This window comes from Nonomuraea terrae, from assembly GCF_004348995.1.
Classification (GTDB): Bacteria; Actinomycetota; Actinomycetes; order Streptosporangiales; family Streptosporangiaceae; genus Nonomuraea; species Nonomuraea terrae.
In genome coordinates, this window is sequence record NZ_SMKQ01000215.1 from 1 (window position 1) to 15285 (window position 15285).

Sequence of the window (15285 nt, forward strand, 5' to 3'; positions counted from 1 at the left end):
GGACGACGCTGGCGTACCTGCCGGCGGCGCTGGCGGCGTCGGGGTTCGGGGTGGTGGCCCTTTGGTGCGCGCTCGGCGTGTGGATGCTGGCACGCCTCATCACGCTGGCACGCCGGGCCGCCGGAACGGCGTGGCTGGTGACCGGGGCATAGAACGCGCAGACCCACTGGACCACTATGGGGCGACAAACCCTGACTGCGGCGGGCCGCCGTACGCAGGGTGGGCCCATGTAGGCGCGGCGTTGCCACTGCCTGCAGTGGTCGGCTGAACGCGCACCATGTAGGCGCGGCTTTGCCGCTGCCTGCATTGGGCCGCTGAACGCGACCCAATGTAATCGTCTTGTGCTTGCTGTTGTAACAGTGGTGGGAGATTGTGAACGAGTTCCCTGAGCGGGGTGTTCCGTGTCCACAATTCTGCGACGACTGCCGCCTACCGAGGCGACCGGGCTGCGTACCGGCGCCCGGCACAGCCTGGCCGAGGTCTACCGTCCGGCCGACCTGATCATACTCGGGCTCGGCGTGATGATCGGCGCGGGCATCTTCAGTATCGCCGGTCAGCAGGCGGCCACCACCGCCGGGCCGGGTGTCATCCTCTCCTTCATGATCGCCGGCATCGCGTGCCTGCTGGCGTGCCTGTGCTACGCCGAGCTGTCGTCCACCATGCCGACCTCCGGCAGCGCCTACACCTTCACGTACGTCATCTTCGGCGAGGTCTGGGCGTGGATCATCGGCTGGGCGCTGATCCTGGAGCTGCAGTTCGCCGCCGCCGTCGTGGCCAGGGCCTGGGGCGCCATCGCGGTCGGCGCGATCGAGAACTTCGGCGTCGAAGTGGCGCAGAAGGAGCTCGTCCAGGACGCGCTCGTCTTCGTGATCCTGGTGCTGCTCACCGGCGTCGTGGCGCTCGGCGCGCGGGTCGGGCTGCGGGCACTGTGGATCATGGTGTCGGCCAAGCTGCTGGCCATCGGCGCGGTCATCGTGGTCGGCCTGCCGCACATCGACGTGGCGAACTTCGGCGAGTTCTACGTGCCGCCGAAGGTGATGGACACCGCGCCGGCGACCGTGCTGGAGGTCTTCGTCGGGCAGGGCCAGGCGTTCGGCTGGTTCGGCATCTTCGCGGCGGCCTCGGCCATCGCGTTCGCGTACATCGGGTTCGACATCGTGGCCACCTCCGCCGAGGAGACCGCGAACGCGCCGAGGGCCGTGCCGAAGGGCATGATCCGCAGCCTGATCATCGCCACGGTCATCTACATCGCGGTGGCGCTGGTCATGATCGGCATGGTCTCGTACACACGGATCTCCGTGGAGGCGCCGCTGGCCAGCGCCTTCCGTGCGGTCGGCGTCGGGTGGATGGTGCACGTCATCGACGCGGGCGCGGTGCTGGGGCTGTCCACGGTGATCCTGGTGCTGATCGTCGGGCAGACGCGGGTGCTGTTCTCGATGGCGCGCGACGGGCTCATCCCGCGCGGGCTGGCGTCGGTGAGCCGCCGCTACCACACGCCCACGCGGGTGACGCTGGTGATCGGGCTGGTGGCGATCGTGCTGGCGGAGTTCGTGCCGGTGCTCACCATGCAGGAGCTGGTGGTGATCGGGACACTGTTCGCGTTCGCGTTCGTGGCCGCCGGGGTGATCGTGATGCGGCGGCGCATGCCGCACCTGGAGCGGGGCTTCCGGGTGCCGTTCTCGCCGCTGCTGCCCGCGTTGTCGCTGGTCGCCACGCTCTGGCTCATGGTCAACCTGCGCGTGCTGACGTGGGCGTGGTTCACCCTGTGGATGGCCTTCGGCCTGGGCGTCTACCTCGTGTACGGCCGCCGCAACAGCATCCTCGCCCGCCCGCACGCCCCCGAGCGGCAGCCCGCCGCCGGCGGCCGGCACCGGCGCTAGAACCGCCCCGACTCCAGCACGCTGCGCAGGAACTCGCGGGTCCTGGCGTGCTCGGGCTCGGAGAAGATCTGCTCGGGCGGTCCCTTCTCGAGCAGCACGCCGCCGTCGAGGAAGCACACCGTGTCGGAGATGTCGCGGCAGAACCCCATCTCGTGGGTCGTGAGGATCATCGTCATGCCGGACTCCTTGAGCTCCCTGATGATCCCCAGCACCTCCAGCACCAGCTCGGGGTCGAGCGCCGAGGTGACCTCGTCGAGCAGCATGAGCCGGGGCTGCGTGGCCAGCGCCCTGATGATGGCCACCCGCTGCTGCTGCCCGCCGGAGAGCTGGTCGGGGTACGCCTTCGCCTTCTGCGCCAGCCCGAACCTGGCCAGCAGCCCGTGCGCCTCCTCCTCGGCCCGCGCCTTCGGCACCCCGTGCACCTGGCGCGGCGCCAGCGTGATGTTGTCGAGTACGGTCATGTGCGGGAACAGGTTGAACGCCTGGAACACGATGCCGAGCCGCTTGCGCACCCCGTCGACGTCCACCCGGGGGTCGGTGATCTCGTCGCCGTCGAGGTAGATGGCCCCGTCGTCGACCGTCTCCAGCAGGTTGACGCAGCGCAGCAGCGTGGACTTGCCCGAGCCGGAGGCCCCGATCAGGCTCACCACCTCGTGCGGCTCGACCGCCAGGTCGATGCCGCGCAGCACGCTGTGGCCGTGGAAGTTCTTCCACACGCCTTCCATGGTCAGCACGCTCATGCGCCACGCCTCCTGCGCGTACGGGCGGCCAGATGGTCGGTGAAGCGGGCCATGGGGATGGTGAGCAGGATGAACAGCAGCGCCGCGACGAGGTAGGGCGTGTAGTTGAACGTGCTGGCCGCGTGGATCTGCGCCTGCCGCAGCGCCTCCAGTGGCCCGATGGTGGCCACCAGCGCGGTGTCCTTCTGCAGCGAGACGAAGTCGTTCAGCAGCGGCGGCACGACCCTGCGGGTGGCCTGCGGCAGCACCACGAACCGCATCGTCTTGACGTGGCTCAGGCCGAGCGAGCGCGCCGCCGCGACCTGGCTCGGGTGGATCGACTCGATGCCGGAACGGAACACCTCCGCCACGTACGCGCCGTAGGAGAGCGTCAGGGCGATGATGCCCAGCGTCGCCAGGTCGGACGGAATGCCCTGCAGCCGCAGCGCTGGCAGCCCGAACCCGATCAGGTAGATCACCAGGATCGTCGGCACGCCGCGGAAGACGTCGGTGTAGAGCGTGGCGAGGGCCCTGATCGGGAAGAACGCCGGAGTCGTGATGCCTCTGGCCAGCGCCACCAGCAGGCCGACGACGAGGATCAGCGGCTCGGCGATCAGGAAGATCTTGATGTTGAGCAGGAACCCGTTCAGCACGTCGGGCAGCGCCTCGACGAGCTGCTCGCCGTCGAAGAAGGTCTCCTTCACCCGCGGCCAGCCCGGCGACTGCGTGATCACCCAGACGACCAGGACGATGAAGACCACCGTCGAGATCGTCGCGATCGAGGCCGAGCGCCGGGCGCGCGCCGCGCGGACGCGCTCGCGCTCGGCCTGCCGCTCCGACTTGACCCACTCGCTCATGTGCGGGTCACTGCAGCTCGGGCGCGCCCGCGGCCGAGCCGAGCCATTCCTGCTCGATCTTGGCCAGCTCGCCCTTCGACTTCAGCGCGTCCACGGCCTTGTCGACGCAGGTCTTGAGCGGGCTGCCCTTCTCCATGACGAGCCCGAACTCCTCAGGCGTGCCACCCGTCGAGCTGAACTGGCCGACGATCTTGGAGTTTTCGACCTGCGCGGCGGTGACGTAGAACGCCGTCGGCAGGTCGACGACCAGCGCGTCCACCTGCTCGTTCTTCAGCGCGTTGACCGCGTCGATCTGCTCGTTGTAGACGTTGGGCTCGTCGGCGGGCTGGATGACGTTCTTGACGGCGTCGAGCGAGGTCGTGCCGACCTGGACGCCGATCTTGGCGTCCTTCAGCGCGGCCAGCGTCGTCGCCCCGGCGAACTCGCTGCCCTCGACCGCCACGATGGCCTGCTTGACCGTGTAATAGCCCTTGCTGAAGTCGACCGCCTTCGCGCGGTCAGGGGTGATCGACACCTGGTTGATGTCGAAGTCGAACTGCTTGTCCCCCGGCGCGAACGCGGCGTCGAACTTCACGGTGTTCCACTGCACCTCGGTGCGGTCGAAGCCGAGCTCACCCGCCACGGCGAACGCGACCGCGCTCTCGAACCCCTGGCCGTTGCTCGGGTCGTCCTCCTTGAACCACGGCTCGAAGGCGGGCTTGTCGGTGCCGATGGTCAGCTTGCCCGCGTTGACCAGCTGGAGCTGGTCTTTCGTGCACGCGGTGGACGACGTGGGGGCCGCCGCGGCGGTGGTGGCCGGGTCGTCGACCGGTGCGCAGCCCACGACCGCCACGGCCAGGGCTCCGGTCGCGAGCAGCATCGAGGGACGGGCCATGGCCTTGCCTCCAGGGGGAAACGCGCGAAAGAACGAACGGCATTCTACGCCGCCCTCATTGCGGCTCTATGTCCGCGGTACCCGCGCTGTCCTGGGCATCCAGGAGCGACGGCGCAGCCACCGCCCGGGGCTGGCGCTTTTGCGATCGGGAAAGGCGTAACACAGGAAAAAGGCCCCGCTCCCAAGGGAGAGGGGCCTGATTCACAGAGATCAGTCGGCGACGACCTCGACGTCCACGGAGGCGGACACCTCGGGGTGGAGCTTGACGGTGATCCGGTGAGAGCCGACGCTCTTGATCGGGTTGACGATCTCGATGCGGCGGCGGTCGAGCTGCGGACCGCCGGCGGCCTTGACGGCCTCGGCGATGTCGCCCGTGGTGATCGAGCCGAACAGCCGACCGGACTCACCCGCGCGGGTGGTCAGGCGGACGCGCAGCGCGCCGAGCTGGCCGGCGACCTCTTTGGCGGTGCCGAGGTCGCGGATCTCGCGGGCGTCACGCGCCTTACGGATGGTCTCGATCTGCTTCTCGGCGCCCCGCGTCCAGCGCATGGCGTAGCCGCGCGGGATGAGGTAGTTGCGGCCGTAGCCGTCCTTGACCTCGACGATGTCGCCGGGGGTGCCGAGGCCGGAGACCTCGTTGGTGAGGATGAGCTTCATGTCGCAAGGCCTCCTTAGCGCGCGGTGCTCGTGTAGGGCAGCAGGGCCACCTCACGGGCGTTCTTGATCGCGGTCGCCACGTCGCGCTGGTGCTGGGTGCAGTTGCCCGTCACCCGGCGAGCACGGATCTTGCCGCGGTCGGAGATGAACTTCCGCAGCAGGGCCGTGTCCTTGTAGTCGACGTAGGAGATCTTGTCGTGGCAGAACAGGCAAACCTTCTTCTTGGGCTTGCGCAGTGCCGGCTTTGCCATCGTGGTGCTCCTTTCAGAGCCCCGCCGTCAGAGCGGGAATGGACTCGGGCTTGTGGACTGGATTTAGAAAGGCGGTTCGTCGCTGAAGTCGCCACCGCCGCCGCCGGCGAAGCCGCCTGCCTGCTGCTGGCCGCCGCCGCCGCCGAAGCCGCCGCCACCACCCTGGAAGCCGCCGCCCTGGGGCGAGGCCGGGGTCGCGGACGCCCACGGGTCGTCGGCCGGGCCGCCGAAGCCGCCACCGCCGCCACCCTGACGGGAGGTGCGGTTGACCTTGGCGGTCGCGTTACGCAGGGACGGGCCGACCTCGTCGACCTCGACCTCGTAGACCGTGCGCTTCTCGCCTTCCTTGGTCTCGTAAGACCGCTGCTTGAGCCGCCCCTGCACGATGACCCTCATGCCGCGCTGGAGGCTCTCGGCGGCGTTCTCCGCCGCCTGCCGCCAGACGTTGCAGGTCAGGAAGAGACTCTCGCCGTCTTTCCACTCGTTGGTCTGGCGATCCATGAACCGCGGAGTGGACGCGATGCGGAACCGAGCCACCGCTTGCCCCGTCGGGGTGAAGCGCAGCTCCGGGTCGTCGACCAGGTTGCCGACGATGGTGATTACGGTGTCGCCTGCTGCCATGGCTTGCGCTCGCCTTCCTGCACGCCTTCGCTTGGGTTACGGCTCAGAGTACGGGGCTCCTCCGACAAAAGCCGGAGGTTAGTGCACGTCCGGACGGAGGACCTTGGTGCGCAGAATGCCCTCGTTGAGGTTCATCTGCCGGTCGAGCTCCTTGACCGTCGCCGGCTGAGCCGACAGGTCGATGACGGCGTAGATGCCCTCGGACTTCTTGTCGATGTCGTAGGCGAGACGGCGACGGCCCCAGACGTCGACCTTCTCCACGGTGCCGCCGTCGTTGCGGACCACGGTGAGGAACTGGTCGAGGGACGGCGCGACGGTGCGCTCATCGAGCGAAGGGTCCAGAATGACCATTACTTCGTAACGACGCATGCGGGACTCCAACCTCCTCTGGACTCTTGCGGTCACGACACTCTGCCGTGACAGGAGGACGCTGACGTCTGAGCCCGGGTGGCCCCTTTCGGCACCCCGGGGTGACGGATCAATCGACCGTCACAACGCAGCGGTGCCCAGGTTACCAGCCGCCAGTACCTGGGCATGCCCAGGAGAAGACCAAGGGGGTGGTGGCAGTGCCACATGTTCTCCAGCCCTCCGAAAGGGGGCGGTTCAGGCTCACGCTCAATGCCGACGGGCGTGCGCACCCGGTCGAGAACGGCTTCGCCGTGGCGACCATCGTCTGCGGCGTCGTGGCCTTCGTGGCGGCGTTCTGGCCCGCGGCTCACGTGATCTCGTCGTGGTTCGGCACGCTCGGCTTCGGCATGGGGCTCTACTCGCAGTACATCTCGGCGACGACACCGCAGCGCGCGCTCAACGTGGTCGGGCTCGTGGGGTCGTTCGTGGGAGCCGCGCTCGGCATCGTCCACGGCGGCTTCCTCCCACACTGAAGGACGCCGCCCGACGCAGCGAACGGCCCCGGCCGCCGGGGCCGTTGCGGTATGCGGCTCACCCGATGTGCAGGTCGATGCCGAGCAGGACCAGGAACCACAGGAACACGGCGAGCAGCGCCTCGGCGAGGTCCCGCAGCAGGCCCGGAGTGATGTAGTCGTACACCCAGGCCACGTAGATCCCGATCACCACGTAGACCAATAAGATCAGCGCGCGTAAGCGCCAGCGTGACATGTCGTTTCTCCTCGCATAGGGGGCGGTTGGCGACTGCCCTGAGCAGTGCCTGCGAAACGGATAAGCTCGATGACATGCTGCGCATCGGAGCTCATGTCGACCAGGACGACCCCGCCGCCCACGCCGCGACGGTCGGCGCCGAGGTGGCGCAGTTCTTCCTCGGCGACCCGCAGGGTTACGACAAGCCCGTGCTGCCCGCCAAGCCGGTCGAGGGCGTCGACATCTACATCCACGCCCCCTACCTGATCAACGTGGCGACCACCAACAACCGCATCAGGATCCCCAGCCGCAAGCTGCTGGAGCAGCACCTGAAGGCGGCGGCGGGGCTGGGTGCGAAGGGCCTGGTCGTGCACGGCGGCCACGTCAACAAGAACGACGACCCGCAGGTCGGGTTCGACAACTGGCGCAAGGTGTTCGAGCGCATGGAGTGCCCCGTTCCCGTGCTGATCGAGAACACCGCGGGTGGCGGCAACGCGATGGCCCGCAAACTCGAGCGCATCGCCCGGCTCTGGGACGCGCTCGACGGCTTCGACGTCGGCTTCTGCCTCGACACCTGCCATGCCCACGCCGGCGGCGAGGAGCTGGTCGACCTGGTCGACCGGGTCAAGGCCATCACCGGCCGCATCGACCTCGTCCACTGCAACGACTCGCGCGACGCGTTCGACTCCGGCGCCGACCGTCACGCCAACCTGGGCAAGGGGAACATCGACTCCGAGCTGATCCTCGCGGTCTGCCGGGCGGCCGGTGCCCCGATCGTGGTGGAGACGCCGGCCGAGGGCCAGGCCGACGACATCGCCTTCCTGAGGAAGAACCTCTAGCGTTTACACACAGGCTGTGGATAACTTCCTTGGATTACCGAGAAACGAAATCGGGTATAGAAATCAGCCTGCCCAGGCGCCACTCAGGAACCGTCCGGCGTTCAGCAGCATGAGCGGCCCGCAGACCGCCGCGTAGAGCACGAACACCCACGCCCTGCGCGTGGCGAGGCGGGCGAAGACCACCCACAGCGGAAACCACAGCAGCAGCGAGCGCGGGATCGACAGGTAGTACGCCGAGGTCATCAGCGCCGCCGCCTGCGTTCCGCAGTAGACGGCCTCGCTCCACCGGCGCAGCACGAGCAGCCAGACCAGCGCGGCGGCGACCGCCACGGCTCCGGCGAGCTCCATCCGGAACGCCACGGCGAAGTCGTCGGAGCCCATGGCGGAGTGCCACGTCGTCCGCCACGCCTCCCACGGCCAGGCGAAGTCGCGCCCCCACCCGGCCTCCTGAGCGTGCTTCCACGCCAGCCAGTCGCCGGTCCTGCGGTACTGGTAGATCGAGTACGCCACCAGCGGCACGAACGGCACCGCGAGCCAGCCCGCCCGCCGCGGCGACTCCGCCCGCGCGGCGAACTCCACGACCAGCGCCGCCGCCAGGAACAACCCGGTGATCCGCACGCACGACGCCCCCGCCGCCAGCAGCACCGCGACCGGCCAGCGTCCCTGTCGGGCGGCCAGCCACGCCGGGATCGCGAAGGCCAGGAAGAGCGACTCGCTGTAGCCGGCGGCCAGGAACACCGCCATCGGGAAGAGCAGCAGCGCCGCCACCGCCATCCAGCCGGAGGCGCCCTCGACCTCCGCCAGCCGGGCCAGCGCCACCATGGCGACCGCCCCGGACACGAGCGAGACGATCAGCCCGGCCGCCGCCCAGTCCGGTACGAGGAGGTGCACGATCCGCAGCGCCATCGGCAGGCCGGGGAAGAACGCGGGAAGCCCGTCGTCCACAGGCTTGCCGGGCTCGCCGTCGTAGCCGTACTGGGCGATGGTGATGAACAGGGTGGCGTCCCACTTGCGCCACCTGTCGAGATAGTCGGCCAGCGTCACGCCGAGCAACGTCACGACGAGCAGCCCCGCGCGCGAGCCGAACCAGAGCAGCAGCGCGTCGAGCCGGGTCGAGCGAGTGATCATCTCAGGGCGGACGTCAGCGTGAACCGGTCGGGGGCGTCGTCGAACACGCCCCCTGTCTGGTCGTCGACGCCTGTCCGTCGTACGACGTCCTTGTCCGGGCGCAGGATGTCGCGCACCACGAACGCCATCATGATCCCGATCGTGATGACCCGCCCCCACACGGCGGTGAAGTACGTGTCGTCGCTGATGCCGAGGTCGTCACGGCTGAGCGGCGGCTGGGCGAGCAGGTAGAGCCAGATGGCGACGAAGTACCAGACCTCCGCGAGCTGCCACAACGCCAGCGGCTTCCAGTTGGGCCGGGCCAGCACCGCGAACGGCACCAGCCAGAGCACGAACTGCGGCGACCACACCTTGTTCGTCACCATGAACGCGGCCAGGGCCAGGAAGCAGATCTGCGCCAGCCGCGGCCGGCGCGGCGCGGTCAGCGTGAGCACGGCGATGCCCAGGCAGAGCACCGCCAGCGACACCATGCCGAGCGTGCTCACGTCGGCCTCGCCGACGACCGGCCAGCCCTTGGTCTGGAAGAACAACCACGGCGAGCCCCAGTCGACCCCGCGTTCCTGGGAGAAGACGTAGAAGCGGCGCCAGCCGTCCCAGGCGAAGATCATGAACGGCAGATTGACCACGAGCCACGTGGCCAGCGCCGAGCCGATCGTCACCAGGAACGGCCGCCACCGCGCGGTGCGCAACGTGAGCAGGAACAACGCGCCCACGAACATCAGCGGGTAGAACTTGGTGGCGATCGCGAGGCCGAGCAGCACCCCTGCCGGCACCAGCCGGCGCTGCTTCCAGGCCAGCAGCATGCCCATGGACAGCGCGCCCGCGACCAGGTCCCAGTTGATGTACGCGGCCAGCACGACGGCGGGCGAGATGGCGTACCAGAGCGGGTCCCACCGGCGCGAAGGCCCGGCCACGGCGGCCATGAGCAGCACACCGGCCACCAGGCAGACGCCGAGCAGGATCACCGTCAGGTCGTAGAAGCGGACGGCCTGCGCGACCGCGTCGGGCTCCAGCCACCGGGCGATCCAGCTGATCACCTGCATGACCTCGCCGAGCACGACGGGGTATTCGACCTGCTTGTCGAACGGCACGTCGGCGAAGTAGGGGTTCTGGGTGGCCAGCGCCCGGTCGAAGTAGAGCGGGTAGATGTCGGTGTAACAGAAGTTCGTGTACGTCGCGACCTGGTCGTTCCAGCCGCCCGTGCGGCACGGCAGCCGCACGACGTACGCGAGGGTCGCCCCCAGGGCCGCGATCAGCCCCAGGGGCAGGTACGGCACGGCACGCGCCCCCCAGGGGGCGCGTGCCTCGGTCACCGTCACTGGTCCTCGGGCCTGGTGGACATCGGTTCCTGCCCGCTCGGCCGCGCCTTGGGCGCTGAGCCGCCGCCCGCCAGCCCGACCTCGTCAGGGCTGTCAGAGAACTCCTCGACCTGGCCGTCGTCGACGGTCGAGTCGTCCTCGGTCGTCACGTCGTCGTCACAGTTGACGAAGCACTCCTCGTCGGTGCCGTCGCCGAAGGGATTGTCCTCGCCGAACGGGTCGCCCTCGCCGAACGGGTCGTCCTCGGGGGACTTCGTCGGCTTGGGCGTCGGGCTCGGCACGATGTTCTCCGGCAGGCCCACCTCGGCCGGCTCGGGGAACTGCTCGACCGGCAGGCCCTCGTGGGCGAGCTGCATGAACTTCTGCCAGACGATCGTGGGCGGACCGGCACCCTCGAACCCGAGCGAGGTCTCCTTCGGCGAGGTGTACGGATTGTCCCAGCCGTACTTCTTGCTGCCCTTGCGGAAGACCGGGCAGTTGGAGTGCTCGGGCGGGACGACCTTGCCCGACTTGGTCACGCACTGCTCGCGGTAGAAGCCGACGGCGGTGGAGATCTGCGGCGTGTAGCCGACGAACCAGGCTTCCTTCTCGTCGTTGTTGGTGCCGGTCTTGCCGGCGGCCGGCCGGCTGCCGAGGCCCTTGCCCGCGGCGGTGCCGGTGGTGAGCACCTCCGCCATGGCGGTCGTGGCGTCGGCGGCCACGCCCGCGTCGATGACCTGCTTGGCGTTGGCCACCTCGGGGTAGGCCACCTGGCTGTTCTGCCGGACCTCGCGCACGACGTGGTAGCGCGTGTACTTGCCGCCGTTGGCGAACATCGCGTAGCCGGCGGCCTGCTCGACCGGCGTCACCAGCGCGCTGCCGATGGCGAACTGGTAGTGGTGCTCGGCGATGTCGTCTTCCATGCGCTTCTGGTTGAAGCCGGCCGCCTCGACGAGGTTCTTGACGTCGTCGAGTTGGTTCGGCAGCGCGTACGCCATCGAGACGAACGCGGTGTTGACCGACTGCGCGGTGGCCTTGACCACGTCGACGGCGGCGCCGACGTTGTGGCTGTTGGTGATGCCGCCCTCCTGCTGGCCGGGCAGCTCCTTCGGCACGGTCTCGTTGCCCGGCACGAAGCTCTTGAGCGAGTAGCCGGCCTGCAGCCAGGCCGCCAGCACGTACGGCTTGAACGCCGACGCGGCCTGCTTCTGCGACTGGAACGGCTCGTTCCACGGGTCGCTGAGGTAGTCGTCGCCGCCGTAGAAGGCGAGCACGCGCCCGTTCTTCGGGTCGACGGCGGCCAGGCCCGCGTGGAACTCGTTGGACATGCCCTTCGTGGTGCTGGTCACCGCGGTCTTCGCGGCCTGCATCAGCTTCTTGTCGAAGGTGGAGATGATGTCGTAGCCGCCGCTCTTGACCTCGTCCTCGTCCAGGCCGCGCTGCTCCAGCTCGTTCAGCACCTCCTTGACCATGTAGCCCCGCAGGCCGCCCAGCTCGTTGGCGTCGCCGCTCTTCACCGTCTTGGGGAACTTGGCCGTCTGGGGCAGGTCGCCGTAGCGGTCGGGCCACTGCTCGGCCATGTTGTTGATGACGATCTTGAAGCGCGCCTGCAGGGCGGGCTCGTCGGCGTCCCAGGCGGGCTGCTGGATGCGCGCGGCGAGGTAGGCGCCCTGCTCGGGGGTGAGCTTCGCGGCGGTGACCTTCTTGCCGAAGTACGCCTTGGCGGCGGCCTCGACGCCGTACGCGCGGCCGAAGTTGATGGTGTTGAGGTAGGTCTCCATGATCTGGTCCTTGGTCATGCTCTCGTCGAGCTTGACCGCGACGAAGATCTCCTTGACCTTTCGCTGGATGGAGACTTCCTGGCTGAGGCCGTCGTAGTAGCCACGGGCCATCTGCTGGGTGATGGTCGAGGCGCCCTGGACCTGCTGCCCGGTGGCGGTCATCCACACCGAGCGGAACATGGCGGGGATCGAGATGCCGGAGTCTTCGTAGAACGACTGGTTCTCGATGGCCACCGCGCCGTCACGCACGCTCTGCGCCATCTTGGAGATCGGCACGATCTCGCGCTTGAAGCCCAGATGCGCGATGACGGTCTTGCCGTCGCGGTAGTAGATGGTGCTCTGCTGCGCCAGCGCCTCGGCCTGCTTGGCGTCCGGCACCGGGGTGTTGGCGTACGCGACCATGACCATGCCGAAGAGGCCGGCGGCGAGGATGACGACGCCCGCCACGACGATCTTCCAGCTGGGCACGAACCTGCGCCAGCCGCCGCGACCGCCGCCGCCCTTCTTGACCGGAGGGCCGGGGGGCTGGGGCGGCCCGCCTTCACCGCGCCGGCGCGAGCGGCGCGGGCCGTCGCTGACGATGGTCTCCTGGTCGCTCATCGCGCGCGCCTCCTGGCGGGCGCGCGTGCGCGGCCCCTCCTGGGTGACGTCGCGGCGGGGTGCGGGCTGTGCCGGCCGGCGCGGCGGCTCCTCGTACGGCTGCGCGGCCATGGCGCCGGTCTGCTCGTAGGCGGCCTCCGGCCTGCGCTGCGGCGGGGCCTCGCCCCAGCCGGATTCGCCGGTTTGAGGCGGAGAACTTGGGGGCACAGAACGGGATGAGCTGGAACGACGGCGTCTCCCCGGACGGGGTTGGTGCGCTGTCCCCTCATTCATGCTGTTACTCACACGTCCTCGCAACGTCGTCGGAACAAAAACGGCGGTTGGGCGTGAGGCTCCTCGCCGCCCTCGGATATCACGCTTGGCCGACGAGGTCAGGCGGTCCGTTCCCGAGGACGTACGACACCGTCAGGTGGTTCCAGGAACAACCTTGGCAGACCTCGACAACGTACACCCGGAACTCATCGTAATCATGAGCCATGACAGCGAGTTCTGACGTGACCTTTGCCCGACCGGCATGCCGCCCCAGGGAATCGCCATGAACATAGGTCACGTTGGTGACGTTCTCCTTCTCGCACACCGGGCAGAGGCGTTCGGTCGGCTCGCCGAAGTGGCGGGCCGCGCGAAGGAGGTACGGCTGTGCGTCACAGACTTCGCCGCGTAACGTGCGGCCGGCACGCAGACAGTGGACCACCGCCCTTTCGGCGAGGCCGTAATCCACCACCCTTCGCTGTGACCACATGTGCGCCAGACTACGGCGTTTCTCCGGTTCATCCCAACGACTTGCCCGATTTGCCGATTGCGGCCATATAGCGGGCGGACGTATCCTCGGGATGTATCGGCTCGATACATCGACGCGAGAGGGGGGCGGTTCCGATGGCCGGCGGACAGGGCAGGGTCTTGGAGCTGGCCGTGCTCGGGTCGCTGCACGAAACCCCGCTGCACGGCTACGAGCTGCGCAAACGGCTCAACGCCCTGCTGGGGATGTTCCGTGCGTTCTCCTACGGATCGCTGTACCCCTGTCTGCGATCACTTCTGGCCCGAGGCCTCATCGCGGAGGAGCAGCCCGCTCCGACCGCGATCGTCGGCGGCAGGTCGAAGATCGTCTACAAGCTGACCGCCGAAGGCAAGGAACGACTGCAGGAGCTGCTGACCCAGGCCGGTCCTGCCGCGTGGGAGGACGAGAGCTTCGGTGTGCACTTCGCCTTCTTCCGGCACACCGAGGCCGAGGTGCGCCTGCGCATCCTCGAAGGCCGCCGCAGCCGGCTGGAGGAGCGGCTCGACGCGGTGCGCACCGCGCTCGCACGCACCGCGGAGCGGCTCGACAGCTACACGCTCGAGCTGCAACGTCACGGGCTCGAGTCGGTGGAGCGCGAGGTGCGCTGGCTGAACGAGCTGATCGCAACGGAACGTCGGGCCTCTTCAGAGGAGAGGCCCGAAAGAGATACCACGTCAACTGATGAGTAAGGGAGCGAGTGCGATGGGTTCGGTTCGCGTGGCCATTGTCGGTGTCGGCAACTGCGCGTCCTCGCTGGTCCAGGGCGTTCACTATTACAAGGACGCCGACCCGGACATACGGGTCCCGGGCCTGATGCACGTGAAGTTCGGCGACTACCACGTCGGCGACGTCGAGTTCGTCGCGGCCTTCGACGTGGACGCCAAGAAGGTCGGCCGCGACCTGTCCGAGGCGATCGTCGCCAGCGAGAACAACACCATCAAGATCACCGATGTGCCGCCCCTCGGGGTGACGGTCCAGCGGGGCCACACCTTCGACGGCCTCGGCGAGTACTACCGCGAGATCATCGAGGAGTCCGACGAGGCTCCCGTCGACGTGGTCAAGGTGCTGCGGGACAACCAGGTGGACGTCCTGGTGTCGTACCTGCCGGTGGGGTCCGAGGAGGCCGACCGCTTCTACGCGCAGTGCGCCATCGACGCGAAGGTCGCGTTCGTCAACGCGCTGCCGGTGTTCATCGCCTCCGACCCCGAGTGGGCGGAGAAGTTCACCGAGGCGGGCGTGCCGATCGTCGGCGACGACATCAAGTCGCAGGTCGGCGCCACGATCACGCACCGCGTGATGGCCAAGTTGTTCGAGGACCGCGGCGTCGAGCTGCTGCGTACGTACCAGCTCAACTTCGGCGGCAACATGGACTTCATGAACATGCTGGAGCGCACCCGCCTCCAGTCGAAGAAGATCTCCAAGACGCAGTCGGTCACCTCGCAGATCCCCCACGAGATGGCCAAGGCCGACGTCCACATCGGCCCGTCCGACCACGTGCCGTGGCTCGACGACCGCAAGTTCGCGTACGTGCGCCTGGAGGGGCGTTCCTTCGGTGACACACCGCTCAGCCTGGAATACAAGCTCGAGGTCTGGGACTCCCCCAACTCGGCCGGCATCATCATCGACGCGGTGCGCGCCGCGAAGATCGCGCTCGACCGGGGCATCGGCGGTCCGATCCTGTCGGCGTCCTCCTACTTCATGAAGTCGCCGCCGCAGCAGTACTCCGACGACGATGCCCGTGACTACGTCGAGAAGTTCATCCGTGGCGAGGTCGACCGCTGACCCCGCTCTTGTGAGGCGCCGTGTCCCCGCAGGGACGCGGCGCCTTTCCTTCTACGGTGACTACGGCCGGTTACGGGTTACGGCGGTTACGGGCGGGCCGCGGGCGGGATGGCGGTCGTCGGGGCCGC

Annotated in this window: 17 protein-coding genes; 5 read left to right on the top strand and 12 right to left on the bottom strand. The window is 68.4% G+C overall.

What is annotated here, in order from left to right; all coding sequences use genetic code 11:
- Window positions 1-401 precede the first annotated feature (401 nt).
- Window positions 402-1880 carry an APC family permease gene (locus E1286_RS39385; protein ID WP_246075551.1) on the top strand — a complete coding sequence of 493 codons (1479 nt, stop codon included), beginning with the start codon at window positions 402-404 and terminating at the stop codon, window positions 1878-1880.
- Here E1286_RS39385 and E1286_RS39390 read toward each other — a convergent pair.
- From E1286_RS39390 to rpsF, 7 genes are all read right to left on the bottom strand, one after another.
- Window positions 1877-2620 carry an amino acid ABC transporter ATP-binding protein gene (locus tag E1286_RS39390; RefSeq protein WP_132621154.1) on the bottom strand — a complete coding sequence of 248 codons (744 nt, stop codon included), beginning with the start codon at window positions 2618-2620 and terminating at the stop codon, window positions 1877-1879. The genes E1286_RS39385 and E1286_RS39390 overlap by 4 nt on opposite strands.
- Window positions 2617-3456 carry an amino acid ABC transporter permease gene (locus E1286_RS39395; protein WP_132621156.1) on the bottom strand — a complete coding sequence of 280 codons (840 nt, stop codon included), beginning with the start codon at window positions 3454-3456 and terminating at the stop codon, window positions 2617-2619. Before E1286_RS39395 ends, E1286_RS39390 begins: the two co-directional genes overlap by 4 nt.
- Before the next feature lie 7 nt (window positions 3457-3463).
- Window positions 3464-4330 carry an ABC transporter substrate-binding protein gene (locus E1286_RS39400; RefSeq protein WP_132621158.1) on the bottom strand — a complete coding sequence of 289 codons (867 nt, stop codon included), beginning with the start codon at window positions 4328-4330 and terminating at the stop codon, window positions 3464-3466.
- A gap of 210 nt (window positions 4331-4540) precedes the next feature.
- Window positions 4541-4987 carry a 50S ribosomal protein L9 gene (gene rplI / locus E1286_RS39405; RefSeq protein WP_132621160.1) on the bottom strand — a complete coding sequence of 149 codons (447 nt, stop codon included), beginning with the start codon at window positions 4985-4987 and terminating at the stop codon, window positions 4541-4543.
- Window positions 4988-5001: 14 nt separating this feature from the next.
- Complete coding sequence (gene rpsR, locus E1286_RS39410; protein ID WP_020543048.1) at window positions 5002-5238, bottom strand: 30S ribosomal protein S18; 237 nt, start codon at window positions 5236-5238, stop codon at window positions 5002-5004.
- A 63-nt stretch (window positions 5239-5301) separates the two neighbouring features.
- The gene (locus E1286_RS39415) at window positions 5302-5859 is read right to left on the bottom strand and encodes a single-stranded DNA-binding protein (RefSeq protein WP_132621162.1); all 558 of its coding nucleotides are present in this window, start codon (window positions 5857-5859) and stop codon (window positions 5302-5304) included.
- A 78-nt stretch (window positions 5860-5937) separates the two neighbouring features.
- Window positions 5938-6228: a 30S ribosomal protein S6 gene (gene rpsF / locus E1286_RS39420; RefSeq protein WP_106242878.1), complete on the bottom strand. Its 291-nt coding sequence runs from the start codon at window positions 6226-6228 to the stop codon at window positions 5938-5940.
- Between the two features lie 197 nt (window positions 6229-6425).
- On the opposite strand from rpsF, the gene E1286_RS39425 reads away from it, so the two are divergent.
- Window positions 6426-6740 (top strand): hypothetical protein, encoded by a 315-nt coding sequence (locus tag E1286_RS39425; RefSeq protein ID WP_132621164.1) that lies wholly within the window; start codon window positions 6426-6428, stop codon window positions 6738-6740.
- A gap of 58 nt (window positions 6741-6798) precedes the next feature.
- On the opposite strand, the gene E1286_RS48465 is transcribed toward E1286_RS39425, so the two are convergent.
- Window positions 6799-6975: a hypothetical protein gene (locus E1286_RS48465; protein WP_165970117.1), complete on the bottom strand. Its 177-nt coding sequence runs from the start codon at window positions 6973-6975 to the stop codon at window positions 6799-6801.
- Between the two features lie 74 nt (window positions 6976-7049).
- Between E1286_RS48465 and E1286_RS39430 the strand changes: the two genes are divergently transcribed.
- A complete protein-coding gene (locus tag E1286_RS39430; RefSeq protein WP_187368287.1) occupies window positions 7050-7793 on the top strand; it encodes a deoxyribonuclease IV in 744 nt (247 codons plus the stop codon).
- 63 nt (window positions 7794-7856) lie between these two features.
- Here E1286_RS39430 and E1286_RS39435 read toward each other — a convergent pair whose 3' ends face one another.
- From E1286_RS39435 to E1286_RS39450, 4 genes are all read right to left on the bottom strand, one after another.
- Window positions 7857-8921, bottom strand: coding sequence for a mannosyltransferase family protein (locus E1286_RS39435; protein WP_132621166.1), 1065 nt, complete (start codon window positions 8919-8921; stop codon window positions 7857-7859).
- Window positions 8918-10234, bottom strand: coding sequence for a glycosyltransferase family 87 protein (locus E1286_RS39440; protein ID WP_246075552.1), 1317 nt, complete (start codon window positions 10232-10234; stop codon window positions 8918-8920). The genes E1286_RS39435 and E1286_RS39440 overlap by 4 nt, the downstream gene beginning before the upstream one ends.
- Window positions 10235-10236: 2 nt before the next feature.
- Window positions 10237-12807, bottom strand: a complete 2571-nt coding sequence (locus E1286_RS39445; protein ID WP_165970118.1) for a transglycosylase domain-containing protein — start codon at window positions 12805-12807, stop codon at window positions 10237-10239.
- Between the two features lie 145 nt (window positions 12808-12952).
- Window positions 12953-13339, bottom strand: coding sequence for a DUF5318 family protein (locus E1286_RS39450; protein ID WP_132621172.1), 387 nt, complete (start codon window positions 13337-13339; stop codon window positions 12953-12955).
- Window positions 13340-13473: 134 nt separating this feature from the next.
- Here E1286_RS39450 and E1286_RS39455 point away from each other — a divergent pair, with 134 nt between their 5' ends.
- Entirely contained in the window at window positions 13474-14064 is a 591-nt protein-coding gene (locus tag E1286_RS39455; protein WP_132621174.1) for a PadR family transcriptional regulator, read from the top strand.
- A 13-nt stretch (window positions 14065-14077) separates the two neighbouring features.
- Entirely contained in the window at window positions 14078-15157 is a 1080-nt protein-coding gene (locus E1286_RS39460) for an inositol-3-phosphate synthase (protein ID WP_132621176.1), read from the top strand.
- Window positions 15158-15285: the final 128 nt, after the last annotated feature.